13 protein-coding genes are annotated in these 13,020 nt (G+C 68.4%); 9 read left to right on the top strand and 4 right to left on the bottom strand.

Features of this window, described 5'->3' with window-relative positions:
- Positions 1 to 75 precede the first annotated feature (75 nt).
- Together QZZ33_RS05480 and QZZ33_RS05475 are read left to right on the top strand one after the other, a co-directional pair.
- A complete protein-coding gene (locus QZZ33_RS05480) occupies positions 76 to 2,802 on the top strand; it encodes a cation-transporting P-type ATPase (protein WP_291378742.1) in 2,727 nt (908 codons plus the stop codon).
- Between the two features lie 9 nt (positions 2,803 to 2,811).
- The gene (locus QZZ33_RS05475; protein WP_291378740.1) at positions 2,812 to 3,861 is read left to right on the top strand and encodes an aminoglycoside phosphotransferase family protein; all 1,050 of its coding nucleotides are present in this window, start codon (positions 2,812 to 2,814) and stop codon (positions 3,859 to 3,861) included.
- A 6-nt stretch (positions 3,862 to 3,867) separates the two neighbouring features.
- On the opposite strand, the gene QZZ33_RS05470 is transcribed toward QZZ33_RS05475, so the two are convergent.
- The 3 genes from QZZ33_RS05470 to QZZ33_RS05460 form a co-directional block, all read right to left on the bottom strand.
- Positions 3,868 to 4,944 carry an Rv2578c family radical SAM protein gene (locus tag QZZ33_RS05470; RefSeq protein WP_291378738.1) on the bottom strand — a complete coding sequence of 359 codons (1,077 nt, stop codon included), beginning with the start codon at positions 4,942 to 4,944 and terminating at the stop codon, positions 3,868 to 3,870.
- Between the two features lie 55 nt (positions 4,945 to 4,999).
- Positions 5,000 to 5,242 (bottom strand): hypothetical protein, encoded by a 243-nt coding sequence (locus QZZ33_RS05465; protein ID WP_291378737.1) that lies wholly within the window; start codon positions 5,240 to 5,242, stop codon positions 5,000 to 5,002.
- Between the two features lie 76 nt (positions 5,243 to 5,318).
- Positions 5,319 to 6,038, bottom strand: coding sequence for a GNAT family N-acetyltransferase (locus tag QZZ33_RS05460; RefSeq protein ID WP_291378735.1), 720 nt, complete (start codon positions 6,036 to 6,038; stop codon positions 5,319 to 5,321).
- Between the two features lie 95 nt (positions 6,039 to 6,133).
- On the opposite strand from QZZ33_RS05460, the gene QZZ33_RS05455 reads away from it, so the two are divergent.
- On the top strand, positions 6,134 to 6,481 hold the full coding sequence (locus QZZ33_RS05455) for a metalloregulator ArsR/SmtB family transcription factor (protein WP_291378733.1): 348 nt from the start codon (positions 6,134 to 6,136) through the stop codon (positions 6,479 to 6,481).
- Positions 6,478 to 7,392, top strand: a complete 915-nt coding sequence (locus QZZ33_RS05450) for a cation diffusion facilitator family transporter (protein ID WP_291378731.1) — start codon at positions 6,478 to 6,480, stop codon at positions 7,390 to 7,392. The genes QZZ33_RS05455 and QZZ33_RS05450 overlap by 4 nt, the downstream gene beginning before the upstream one ends.
- Positions 7,393 to 7,437: 45 nt before the next feature.
- Here the strand turns inward: QZZ33_RS05450 and QZZ33_RS05445 are convergent, their stop codons facing one another.
- Positions 7,438 to 7,968 (bottom strand): TetR/AcrR family transcriptional regulator, encoded by a 531-nt coding sequence (locus QZZ33_RS05445; protein WP_291378729.1) that lies wholly within the window; start codon positions 7,966 to 7,968, stop codon positions 7,438 to 7,440.
- A 213-nt stretch (positions 7,969 to 8,181) separates the two neighbouring features.
- Between QZZ33_RS05445 and QZZ33_RS05440 the strand changes: the two genes are divergently transcribed.
- The 5 genes from QZZ33_RS05440 (at position 8,182) to QZZ33_RS05420 (ending at position 13,015) form a co-directional block, all read left to right on the top strand.
- Positions 8,182 to 8,880 (top strand): ABC transporter ATP-binding protein, encoded by a 699-nt coding sequence (locus QZZ33_RS05440; protein ID WP_291378728.1) that lies wholly within the window; start codon positions 8,182 to 8,184, stop codon positions 8,878 to 8,880.
- Positions 8,877 to 11,201, top strand: a complete 2,325-nt coding sequence (locus QZZ33_RS05435; RefSeq protein WP_291378727.1) for an FtsX-like permease family protein — start codon at positions 8,877 to 8,879, stop codon at positions 11,199 to 11,201. Before QZZ33_RS05440 ends, QZZ33_RS05435 begins: the two co-directional genes overlap by 4 nt.
- Before the next feature lie 130 nt (positions 11,202 to 11,331).
- Complete coding sequence (locus QZZ33_RS05430; protein WP_291378725.1) at positions 11,332 to 11,538, top strand: hypothetical protein; 207 nt, start codon at positions 11,332 to 11,334, stop codon at positions 11,536 to 11,538.
- Positions 11,539 to 11,616: 78 nt separating this feature from the next.
- A complete protein-coding gene (locus QZZ33_RS05425) occupies positions 11,617 to 12,228 on the top strand; it encodes a sugar O-acetyltransferase (RefSeq protein WP_291378723.1) in 612 nt (203 codons plus the stop codon).
- 124 nt (positions 12,229 to 12,352) lie between these two features.
- Positions 12,353 to 13,015, top strand: a complete 663-nt coding sequence (locus QZZ33_RS05420; protein WP_291378721.1) for a hypothetical protein — start codon at positions 12,353 to 12,355, stop codon at positions 13,013 to 13,015.
- Positions 13,016 to 13,020 lie beyond the last annotated feature (5 nt).

Below are 13,020 nucleotides of genomic sequence, written 5' to 3'. Positions count from 1 at the left end.
CAGCGCGTCGTACGCACGCCCCGCCCCCGGACCCAGGTCCCCCGCCAGGGGCCATATGCCCGGAGACCATCGAATATGGCACTTGTCACCACCGACCTCGACGTTTCCTTGCAGACCGCCGACGAGGTGGAACAGTTGGCGCGCGCCGACGCCGAGGCAGGCCTCACCTCCCAGGAGGCGGCCGAGCGACTCGCGTCTGACGGCCCCAACTCGCTCACGGCCCGCAAGACCGTGTCGTGGCAGCGCCGCCTGCTCAACCAATTCGCGGATCCGCTCGTCTACCTGCTGATCGCCGCCTTCGCCGTCACCCTCACGGCGTGGCTGGTCGAGGGACGCCACGGGGTGCCATACGACTCCATCGTCATCGCCCTGGTGGTGCTCGCCAACGCCGCCCTCGGCCTGGTGCAGGAACGCCGCTCAGAGTCCGCCGTCGCCGCCCTCCAACGGATGAGCGCCGCCACAGCACTGGTGATGAGAGACGGCCACCCACAGCGGATTCCCGCGTCCAAGGTAGTACTGGGCGACCTCCTCATGCTGGCAGAAGGCGATGCCGTCGCGGCCGACGCCCGCCTGGTGACCTCCGAGTTGAGGGTGGCAGAGGCGGTGCTCACCGGCGAAAGCGTGCCGGTTCAAAAGGGCACGGCCCCGCTGGAGGCACCCGCCGACGTCGGAGACCGCACCTGCATGGTGTTCGCGGGTACTGCCGTGACGCGCGGCACCGGCCGCGCCATCGTCACGTCGACAGGCATGGACACCGAGACCGGGCGCATCGCTCGCATGCTGGGCGAGACGGAGGCCGACCCCACTCCCCTGCAACGCGAGATCTCTCACCTGAGCCGGACGCTCGGCATCGCGGTGCTCGCCATTGCGACCGTCGTGATCGCCACCGTGTGGCTCACGTCAGACGTCACGACGTTCGCACAGGCGGTAGAGGTCCTGCTGCTGGGCGTCGCCCTTGCCGTGGCGGCGGTGCCGGAGGGCCTGCCCGCGATCCTGTCGGTGGTGCTCGCGCTGGGTGTGCGACGCATGGCGGACCACCAGGCGATCGTGCGGGATCTGTCCTCGGTCGAAACCCTGGGTTCCGCGTCGATCATCTGCACCGACAAGACCGGCACCCTCACCCTCAACCGCATGACGCTCGCGGCGGTGGAAACCACCCACAACGCGGCAGACTTCGACGGCACTCCACCCACCGACCCTGCCGCCGCCGCTGAACTCGACGCGCTCATCGCATCGGCCTGCTTGGCGAACGACGCCGTCACCAGCGCCGACCAGGACGACATCAACGGTGACCCCACGGACGTCGCCTTTCTCGAGGCCGAACGGCTCATGGGCCGACGAGAGACCGGCAGCGCCACCGCAAACCGAGTGGCTGCGGTGCCCTTCAGCGCGCAGCGGGCACGGATGTCCGTGGTGACCGAGGACGCCGACGGCGTGCGGACCCTTCACGTCAAGGGCGCACCAGAGGCCGTATTGGGCCTCTGCAGCGGCAAGCTCGAGGGAGAGTCCGTCACGCCGCTCGACGACGACGCACGGCGAGGAGCGCTCGCCGCCACCTCGGCCCTCGCGAGTCGCGGAATGCGCACACTCGCGGTCGCTACGCGTCGCCTGGACGAGGGCGAGGCGGCGGGCGAGGACGCCGAGCACGACCTCACCTACGTGGGAGTGGCCGGCCTGGTCGACCCCTCGCGGCCAGAAGCCCGCGACGCTGTCGCCGACGCTCAAGGCGCCGGAGTGCGCGTCGTCATGATCACGGGCGACCACCCCGTCACCGCGTCGGCCATCGCTCAAGACTTGAGGATTGCCGCCGACGACACCGTGCTCACGGGCGCCCAGGTCGCCGCCATGGCCGAGGACGCCCTGTACGACGCGGTGGTCGATTGCGCCGTGTTCGCGCGCGTGGCTCCCGAACACAAGTTGCGGATCGTCGACGCGCTCCAGGCGCACGGCAACGTGGTCGCCATGACTGGCGATGGCGTGAACGACGCGCCCGCGCTGCGTAGCGCCGACATCGGCGTGGCCATGGGGTTGGGCGGCACCGAGGTGGCGCGCGAGGCGTCGAGCATGATCCTGGCCGACGACAACTTCGCGACCATCGTGACGGCGGTGCGCGAGGGGCGCGGCATCCTCGACAACATCAAGCGGTTCTTGCGCTACCTCCTCGCATCGAACATGGGCGAGGTACTCGCCGTCTTCCTCGGCGTCGTCGGCGCGGGTGTGCTGGGACTGACCGGGCACGGCGAGGTCATCGCGGTGCCGCTGCTGGCCACCCAGATTCTGTGGATCAACCTGCTGACGGACCTGGGGCCCGCGCTCGCGATTGGCGCGGAGCCGTATGCCGACGATCTGATGGCGCGCAAGCCCCGCAAGATGACGGACCGGCTCATCGACGCTCGCATGTGGCGAGGCGTGGCCTTCACCGGCATCGTCATGGCGGTGGTGACGCTCGCGACACTCGACGCCATGCTCCCAGGGGGCATGATCGAGGGTTCCGAGTCCCTCGACACGGCGCGCACCGGCGCGTTCACCGTGCTGGTGCTCTCGCACCTGACCAACGCGTTCAGCGCCCGTTCGGAGACGGTCAGCGTGGTGCGGCACCTGGCGACCAACCGGTGGCTGTGGGGCGCCGTCGCTCTGTCCGCACTGCTCCAGGTGGCCGTGGTGCACGTGCCGCTGCTCAATGAGGCGTTCTCCACGGCACCGCTCAGCCTCAGCCAGTGGGGCATGTGCGTAGCGCTGGCCGCGATCGTGCCGCTGGCCATCGAGGCCCGCAAGTGGGTGCTGCGGCGGATGGACGCGTAGCCTCTGCACATGGTGAGCGACCAACCGACGATGCTGCGTACCCAGAGGCCCCTCAGCGCACCCGAGATCGCGCAGGTGCTCGCGCCACTCGGCACCGTCATCGGACATCGCATCCTGTCCGGTGGGACGTTCAGCGCGGTGCAGGCCGCCGACCTAGACAACGGCACCACCGTGGTGCTCAAGACATCCGTTCCAGAGTCGGTGCTTGCCGACGGCCGCACGCCGCTGCTCACGTATGAGCGCGACATGCTCGCCACCGAGCGCGACATGTTGATGGCGCTCGCGGACGTGGCCGGCGTGCCGAGCCCCCGCGTGATCCTCAGCGACTTCACGCGCTCCGTCGCCAACGTTGACATCCTGGTCACGGAACACGTGTCAGGAGTGCCGTGGGACACCGTCGAGGGGTCGATGTCCGCCAAGGCGAACGCCCATGCCTGGGAGCAAGTGGGTGCGATCATGGCGGCGATCCAGTCCGTCAAGGGCGCGGTGTTCGGATACCCGGCGCAGGGGTTCGCCTTGGGCGCGGCCACGTGGCCCGGCTTTGTCGCGTCACTGATCGATGCCGCGATCCACGATGCCGAACAGTGGGGCGTCGACATCGAGCCCGACCGGCTCATCGATGCGCTCGCGGTGAGCGCCCAGGCCCTGGCAGCCGTGACGGTGCCCACCTTGGTGCACAACGACCTGTGGCCAGGCAACGTGCTGCTCAACCCTGAATCTGGAAGCGTGCACGGCGTCGTCGACTTTGAGAGGGCCTTGTTTGGCGACCCCCTGCAGGACTTCTGCGGGGCGCTGTCGATGACCACCGGGGCCATCGCTGAACCGCTACTGACCGGATACCAGCGTGCCGGTGGCACCGTTCCCCTGGACGCGAAGGCCGCCACCGCGACGGGGCTGGACGAGGCAGCGGATGCGCGTCTCACGCTGTATCGGCTCTGGAGCATGTCGGTGCAATTGACCGAGATCGTGCCGCGCGGCTTTCGCGGCGCCTGGGTGGCTGACCACCGGACCACCATCAATGCCAACCGCAAGGCGCTATTTGCCCAACTGGGCGTGTAATTCCCCTCAGAACAGCGCTGGCTGCGGCTCCGGCATCCTAACCCCCGGTGCCGCCACCCCTGTACGCCACTCGCCGTCGGCGTCGCGCGCCTCCGCCCGAGTGGTCGCGCTCCCCGTGCCCTCATCCGTGGCGGCCTTCGCGAGCCCGTGCGCGTCCATGAGCGGCCTGATGGTCTCCGCGAGGCGCCGCCTGTAGGACTTGGGAGCGTAGGCGCCGTCGCCATACAGGGCGCGGTAACGCGGCACTAGGTCGGGACGATGCCGGTGCAGCCACGCGGCATACCACTCCTTCACGCCGGGCCGCAGGTGCAGGCTGGTGTAGCTCACTTGGGTGGCTCCCGATTGCTTGATGCGCTCGAGCGCCGCGTCTAGGTGATCGGCGCTATCGGTGAGGAACGGCAGGATCGGCATCATGAACACGGCCACGTCAAAGCCAGCCTCCACCGCGGCAGAGACCGTTGCGAGCCGCGCCGCCGTGGTGGGCGTGCCTGGCTCCATGGTCGACTGGAGCTCGTCGTCAAAGATCGCGATCGACATGGCGAGCTGCACCTCGACCGATTGAGCGGCCTCGGCCAGCAGCGGGAGGTCTCGCCTCATCAGGGTGCCCTTGGTGAGAATCGAGAAGGGCGTGCGCGCCTCGGCAAGGGCGTTGATGATGCCCGGCATGAGCCGGTACTTGCCCTCCGCCCGCTGATACGGATCGGTGTTGGTGCCGAGCGCCACGTGCTCGCGGGCCCACGTGGGGCGCGCGAGATCGTGCCTCAACGCCTGGGCCACATTGACCTTGACGATCACCTGTGAGTCGAAGTCGTTGCCAGCGTCCAGTTCGAGGTAGCGATGGCTGGGCCGCGCGAAGCAGTACACGCACGCGTGCGAGCAGCCGCGATACGGGTTGATGGTCCACGCGAACGGCACGGCGCTGCCGGGCCCCACCCGGTTGAGGGCGCTCTTGGCCGCCACCTCGTGAAACGTGACGCCAGCGAATTCCGGGGTCTGAACCGAGCGGATCAGGTTGCTGATTTTCGCGAGTCCAGGGAGCGCGTCGGCAGCGTCAGACTCGAGTTTCTGCCCCTGCCACCGCATGCCTCATTCGAACACGTGTTCGATGCGAGGTCAAGCGCGCCGCGCGAGCGAAACGCTACGGCTTGTGCGAGCCGTCTGCGTCGTCGGCGCCCTCCCCGACGGCTTCGTCGGCCTCGACCGTGCCTGCGTCGTCGGCTGACTCCACCTGCGTCGGCTCCTCTTGCTGGGGCGCGTCACGCCCCGCACGGCCGACGCCGAACAGTTGCCGCCCGAAGTACACGACGGCGAGGGCTGCGGCCAAGAACAGGAAGACGCCTGTGGGCGTGAGGTCGATGGTTCCAAGAATCGGCAGGTCCATGCACCGATTGTGTCATCGTCGACGCGCGGCCGTGTCGCGCCTATGGCCGAGCCGCCTCCCGCCTCCACGCACGCGGCTACTGGTCCTCCGCGGACTCGACGGTCTGCCAGGTGCAGTACTCCGCCATGCCGGCAGAGCGCGCCGTTGCCTGCGACACCGCGTTGGCGTCCCCGCATCGATACAGGGGTTCGTGTTCTTGTGCGTAGACGTGTGCCGCAATGGCGCGCACCACTGCCCGGCCATAGCCCTTGCCCCGCGCCGACGGTGTGGTCAGCACGCCGATGTCGGCCAGTGCGGCCTCCCGCCACGGATAGGCGCTGGCGACGGAGACGAGCTGGTCGCCCTCGAACTGGCCGAACACGGCCCAGTGGTCGAGTTCGACGAAGGCCTCGTCGCGATCGGCCTCCGAGTTGGCGGCGTGGAAAGCGGCGAACGCCTCTGCGTCGTCGTCTGTGAGAGCGCGCAGGCCTGGTGGTAGCGGCTCAGCCTCGACGGCGGCGCGCTCGGCAACCGGGTAGTACCACACGTGCTCGAGCTCCGCTAGGACGATGCCCTCGCGGTCGAGCGCGGCGCGCAGGCCGGACTCGTCGGCGTCGGGGCCAAGCGCCACGGCGGCGGCCGCTGCGGGATGCAGGGCCGCCTCGACGGTGCCGTCTGGCAGCGTGCGGATCACGACGCGGCGGTCGTCGGCGAGGCCGGGGTTGAGGGTGAGGCGGAATCCTGGTCGTTTGGCCAGGGACCGGCCGGCCAAGAAGCCCTGCCAGAAGTCCTCCACGACGGGCGCGAACGTGAGCATCGCCCCAGGTTATCCGCCCGATGCTCGTTGAGGGTCGCGAATGGTCCCAGTTCGAAGTAATATGGGATCATCTGCTCATATATTCAGGAATGGTCATGACGGAACCGCACCTCCACTCCCCCTTGCCGCACGGCATCGACGCCGCGCAGGCCGAGCGCCTATCCGCCCCCTTTGCCTTGCTCTCCGACCCCTCGCGTCTCCGCATCGTCTACGCGCTAGTAGAAGGCGGCCCCATGTGCGTCTCCGACGTGGCGGCCGCTGCCGGTAGCGCGCACTCCGCCACCAGCCACCAACTCGCCAAGCTCAAGGCGGCAGGCGTGGTGCGTTCCGAGCGCAAGGGGCGCGAAATCTGGTACCAGGTCGCCGACGCTCACATTCGTGTGCTGCTCGACGTCGCCGCCGAGCACTACTTGGCCGAACGCGGGGACGGACCCGCCTCGTGAGCGGTCGCGGCTCCCCCCGCTCAGGCGGTTCTCGCCCCGCCGCCTCCCAAGGAGGCAAGCACCGGCGCGCCCTCGCCTGGGTGCTCGCGCTCGTCTTGGCGTTTGTGGGCGTCGAGGTGGTCGCGGGTCTACTCACCCAGTCCCTGACGCTCTTGGCCGACGCCGGGCACATGGCGACCGACGCGCTCGGCGTCGGCATGGCGCTCGCCGCCGTCACGGCCGCGCGCCGCGCGGCCCGCAACCCCAAGCAGACCTTCGGCCACTACCGCTGGGAAGTACTCGCCGCGCTTGCGAACGCCGCGTTGTTGTTGGGCGTCGCCGCGTACGTCGCCATGGAAGGCATCGGCCGCTTGCGCGACCCAGTGGAGGTGGACGCCTGGCCGGTGCTCGTGGTCGCCATCGCGGGCCTCGCCGTCAATGTGGCGAGCTTTCGGCTACTCCACGCCGGGGCCAAGGAGAGTCTCAACGTGCGCGGCGCCTACCTGGAGGTGATGGCCGACGCGGTCGGCTCCGTGGGGGTGATCGTCTCCGCGATCGTCATTCTCACCACCGGCTGGCCGTACACCGATGCCGTGGTGGCGCTCGCGCTTGCCGCCTTCATCGTGCCGCGCGCCATCTCTCTCGGGAGGGAGGCAGTGCGCATGTTGGTGCAGGCCGCGCCCACGTCCCTCGACGTTGAGGCCCTGACGCAGCAGCTAGGGGCACTCCCCTCCGTCACGGACGTCCACGACGTGCACGTGTGGACCCTCACGTCCGGCATGGACGTGGCCAGCGTCCACCTGGTGAGCGAGCAGTCGCAGACGGCCGACGTGGTGCGCGCCGCGCAAGAGGTGTTGCGTGGGCACGGCCTGGCTCACGCGACCGTGCAAGTGGAAGACGATTCAGGGGAGAGGTGCGGCTCCGACTGGTAGCCGTCACCACCAAGCAAAGGCGTGCACTGGCCGTGGCGCCTCGCGTCAGGCGGCGGCCACCAGCGCGGCGAAGGTGTGCGCGGCGCCGTCGGGACCCATCGGGAAACCTGCATCGAGCCACCACCCCACAAACGTCATGAGTGAACCGGCCAGAAACGCTGCGCGCGTCTCGGCGTCCACCGGATGCCGGATTCCAGCCGCCTCGCGTTCCCTGATGGTGTGCAGAGCGCGTTCGGCGAGCATGTCCCGCGCGGCTCGGGTGACCAGGTCGATGCCGCTGGTCCCAAACAGCGCGCGGAACACCGGCTGCTGCTCGGCCACGTGATGGAACAGCCCTCGCACGGGCAGCACTGGCCCCTCGAGCCCCGACTCCTCCTCCAGGAACCTGTCGATGTCCGCAGTGAGCCGCTCCAGCGATGACAACAAGAGGTCGTCCTTGGTATCGAAGTGCGCGTAGAAGGTGGAGCGCCCCACGTTCGCGCGGTCGATGATGTCCTGCACCGTCACCTTGTCGTAGCGCTTGACCTGGATGAGGCCGAACAGTGCTTCCTGGAGCGCGCTCTGCGTCCGCGCCACGCGTCTATCGTGCGCCCGAGCCATCAGCGCCTCCCTCGTTCTCTCGCGTCGCCACTCGCCCTCGTTCCGTTACCGGGCAATTCGGCGGATCTGTTCGGTAGCGGACAACGCGGCGTGATTGTCGATTGAATCCCTGGCCTCGGTGGGCTTTCCTGGAGTCACGACAACCGAACAACGTGTTCGGTAGTGAACTCACTGTAAGGGAAACGATCCATGACTGTCACCACCACCGACACGACCGTGGTCGCTCTCGATGGGGCCGAGCGCCGCTATCCGACACCCGACGGAAGCCTCGCGGGAATCGCCGACGCGACCCTCACCATTGAGCCAGGGCAGTTTGTGGGCGTCGTGGGTGCCTCGGGCTCCGGGAAGTCGACCCTGCTTAACCTGGTCACCGGCATTGACCGGCCCACGTCCGGGCGGGTGTCGGTCGCCGGTCGCGACGTGACCTCTCTTGATGAGGACGAGTTGGCCAGGTGGCGCGGCGAACACGTTGGCGTGGTGTTCCAATTCCCCCAACTGATCCCCACCCTCACCGTGGCGGAAAACGTCATGCTGCCCATGGACTTCTTGGGTGCTATCCCCCGCCAGGACCGGCTAGCCAACGCCCGGGACCTGCTCGCCTCCGTCGGCCTGGCGGACCAGATCGACAAGGCGCCCGGTGCCTTGTCCGGCGGGCAGCAACAGCGGGTCGCGGTCGCCAGGGCGCTCGCCAATCGACCAGCACTCATCGCCGCCGACGAGCCGACCGGCAACCTCGACAGTCACACCGGCGAGATGATCCTGCAGTTGCTCAAGGACCTCACGGATACCGGCACCGCGGTGCTGATGGTCACGCACGAGCGAGGGCTGTCCGCGCTGCTGGACCGTGTGGTCACCATCGCCGACGGACGCATTGCGAGCGACGCATGACCGCGCGCACGGCGCTCGTGAAGGGCGTCCTTCGCTCCAATGCCGGGCGCACGCGACTCATGATCGCGGCCATCGCGGTGGGCGTGGGCGCCGTGGGCGCGATCCTGGGCTCCCACACGGTAATCGAGAGGACCATCGAGGACAGCTACGCGTCGACGCAGCCAGCCGACGCGACGCTCACCCTCACCGGCGACGCCGTCGCTGCGGAGGCGATCGCGCGCGACGTCACGGGCGTGACCCAAGCCGAGGCACGCCGCGAGGTCACGGTGCGCATGGCGTCGGCCGAAGGCTGGCAACCCCTCACGCTCATCGCCGTCGCGGACTTCGCCGCGTGGGACATCGGCATCGCGTTCGCGGAAAGCGGCAACTGGCCGCCCCAAGATGGCGAGATCGTGCTCGAGCGCGCGTCGCTCCAAGAGGTCGACGTAGCGGTGGGCGACAGCATCACGGCGCAATCACCAGGCGGCGAGGCCGAACTCTCCGTGGTGGGGCTGGCGCATGATCCCGGCCGCACTCCCGCATGGATGACAGGGCAGGTCATCGGCTTGGTGAGTCCCGGCACGCTGGCGGACATCGGCGTGGGCGGCAACCTCACCGCTCTTGCGTTGCGCACCGCGCCAGGGTTCGACAGGGACACGAACAGCGACATCGCCGACGCTACGGCCAGCGCGCTGACGGCCGAAGGCTTCACGGTCACCCATGTCGCCGTGCCCGAACCCGGCGAACACCCGGCGGCGGGGGTCATGGGCACCCTGCTGTACTTGCTGCAGGCCTTCGGCGTGGTCGCGTTCGTCGCAGCGGTGGCGCTGGTGTCCACCCTGGTGGTGGCGGAAGTCAAGCGTTCGACGGGCATGATCGCCGTGATGAAGACCGGCGGCGCCACGTCCGGGCAGGTGGCTCGTGTGTATGTGACTGCCCTCGCTGCGGTGGCGACGGCGGGTTTGGTGTTCGGCATCGGCGGGGCCATGGCGGGCACGTGGGCCCTCAGCAGTTTCGCCTTCACGCTGCTCAACCTCGACGCCACCTCAATGCTGGCCGCGTGGTGGGTGTTTCCCGTTCAAGCGGCCGTGGCGCTGGTGGTTCCGCTGGCCGCCGTGGGGCTACCGGTGCGCAGGCTCAGCCGAATCCCCGTGCGGGAGTCGATCGTCACGGGCTCCACTGCCCCGGCTCGAGCGCCACGAAGAACCGTCGTGGGACCGCGATGGGGGCGCGCCGTGTCGATGGGCGGACGCAATGCGTGGCGGCAGCCCGGTCGCCTCGTGCTGACGGGAGTCTCGCTGGGCGTGGGGGCTGCGGCCGTCATCACCGCGCTCAACACGGGCGCGGCGTGGGACCGCATCGTCGCGGACGAGTTTCGCGCTCAGGACTTTGACGTGCAGGCACGGTTGACCGAGCCCATCCCGCGCGAATCCCTTGACGCATCGGCCGCTCGCGAGGGCCTCGCGCGACTCGAGTACTGGAACACGGCCGTGGCCACGGTGACTGGGCCTGACGGACAGGTGGGGGACGTTGCCGCAGTGCTGTCGCCTCCTGCCGACTCGACGAGCGCCACCTTTCCCTTGGTGGACGGCCGGCAACTGAGTGCGGACGACGACCACGCAGTGGTGGTCTCACAATCGCTCGCTGATCCCGAACTGAGTGTGGGCGACACCCTCACCTTGGAGGGCGACGATGCGACGTGGACCGTAGTGGGCGTGGTGCGTCAGCTCAGCGGCGGTCTGGACGGCACGGTGTGGGTATCCGAGCCGCTCTCGTCGATGAACCCGTCCTCCGCCACGGTGCTGAGGGTCACCGGCGAAGGGGAGGATGCTTCACTCGCGGCGCTGGAGCGCGTCATGGAGGGCTCGGACGCGAGCATCGAGATCGCTGGCACCGCGACGGACGCGAAGCAGTCGCTCGATGACCACCTCTACATCATCACGGGGCTCTTGCTCGTGATGTCGATCGGCTTGGGTGCCGTAGGGCTCTTGGCGCTCGTGGAGGCGATGTCCACCGCCGTGGCGGAAAGGCGAGGAGAGATCGGCCTCATGAAGTCGGCGGGCGCGCAGTCCCGCGCGGTGATCCGCATGGTGGTGATCGAGGCTCTCGTGGTCGTGGGACTCGCCCTCTTGGCAGGCGTCGCGTTGGCCACCGTGCTGACGGGAGTCGTGGAGAGCGCCGTGGGCGCGATCTTCACGGGCGCGGCGCTGCCGTACACGTGGTGGTGGCCGGGCGTAGCCCTCACGGCGCTCGTCATGACGGCGGCGGCCGCCGCATCCAGCATCGTCCCGGCTTACGAGGCCGCGGACATGCCCATTCGCGAAGCTCTCGCACAGGCCTAAACAACAAGAAAGGGATGACAACCATGACAGAACGGACACAGCGCGCCAGGCGAGCGATGAGCATCACGATCACGGTGCTGATCTCGATCGCAGTAATGGCCCTCGGGGCGCTCGCGGTAGTGATGCACACATGACGCGCACGGCGATAAGGAACCACGTGCTGGTGGTGGGTGGGGTGCTTCTGGTGCTGGCGCTGCTCGGCACACACCTGGGCCTCAACAATGGGACCTGGTGGCTACTGGTTGCGGTCGCAGTGGTGGCGCACCTCGGCGTGTTCGCCGCGCTCATTGCGTGGATCATCGCGAGGGTGCGTGGGGAACGCCGACGCTCGGGCTAGCCCTCCGGGACCGGCGCCGTTCGCCTCAGCTAGGCGCGTAGGCGAGGATGGAGGCAGAGACCACGAGAAAGGCTTGCCATGACCGACGCCGCCTGGCGCGAGCGAAAGAACGAACGCCCGCAAGACGACCCGTCCCGCACCTCGCTGGACAGGCTGCGCGACGACGATTGGTTCAAGTACCGCGCTGGGCCGGAGTTGCCGGAGCTGCAGCGCGAGACGCTCGAGGTGTGTCGCGAGGTCAGCGCCAGATACTTCGAGGACCGAGACGCGATGACGGCCGCCTTCGCTGCCGCTATCGACTCCTGTGGACCGGGCCTGGATATCCGGCCGCCCATCTCCGTCGAATACGGCGAGCGCATGTCGATCGGCTCGAACGTGTTCATCAACAGCGACTTGTTGGTGATCGGTTCTGGGCGAATCACCATCGGCAACAACGTCCTGATTGGGCCCGGCACGCGTCTGTACACACCGAACCACTCACTCGACGTGAAACTGCGTCGGGAGGGCTGGGAGATCGGGCTGCCCATCACGATCGAGGACGACGCCTGGCTGGGCGGCTCCGTGGTGGTGTGCCCCGGCGTGACGATCGGCGCGCGCGCCGTGGTGGGCGCTGGCTCCGTCGTCACCAAGGATGTACCGCCCGACGTGGTGGTCGCAGGCAACCCGGCACGCGTGGTCAAACGGTTGTAACGAGGCCCCGCTTGTGGGAACGCTACAAATCCGTGTCAACCATTCATACCTTTCGCGCATCTTCATTGTGGAGTGACTCCTAGGTAGCAACCGCAATGAAGCAATGCACGAAAGGAGCAGGATCATGTCCCCCATGTCCCCCATTTCCCGCGCCAACGACCCGCAACGCCGCATCACCACCGTCGGCGTCTCGTCGGCGGCCGTAGGTGCACTTCTGGCCGTCATCGCCACCTGGGCGATTGGCGGAAGCGCCGCGGCCGAGTCAGATGATCTTGTCGAGGTCGATGCCGCCGTCTCCGCCGGTCACGACGGATCGGCACTGGATGCAGGCGCCGCAGTGTCGATCGGTGGCGGTGCGTCGGCGACCTCGACCACCGACCTGCCCACGTGTCTCCCAGCGGACGGGTCCGGCGACGGGTCAGGTTCCGGCGACGGCTCTGGTTCCGGCGACGGCTCTGGTTCCGGCGACGGCTCTGGTTCCGGTGACGGGTCAGGTTCCGGCGACGGCTCTGGTTCCGGCGACGGCTCTGGTTCCGGGTCAGGTTCCGGCACCGGTTCGGGCGGCTCCCTGATCGACGCGGACGTCGACCTCGACGTCGCAGACCCCGTCGGCAACCTTGGCGGAGGCGCACTAATCGACCTGGACGCTGTCACCGAAGTGGGAGGAGTGGCCGGCGGTGGCTCTCTTCTCGACGGTGTCATCGGAGCCACCGTGGGCAATGACCACGGATCGTCGAGTCCGCTGATTGACATCGACGCGGCCGCACTCATTGACCGCGACAACTAGCCATC

The organism is Demequina sp. (assembly GCF_016278775.1).
In the GTDB taxonomy this organism is placed as follows: domain Bacteria; phylum Actinomycetota; class Actinomycetes; order Actinomycetales; family Demequinaceae; genus Demequina.
This window is presented reverse-complemented; position numbering and strand designations above follow the sequence as displayed.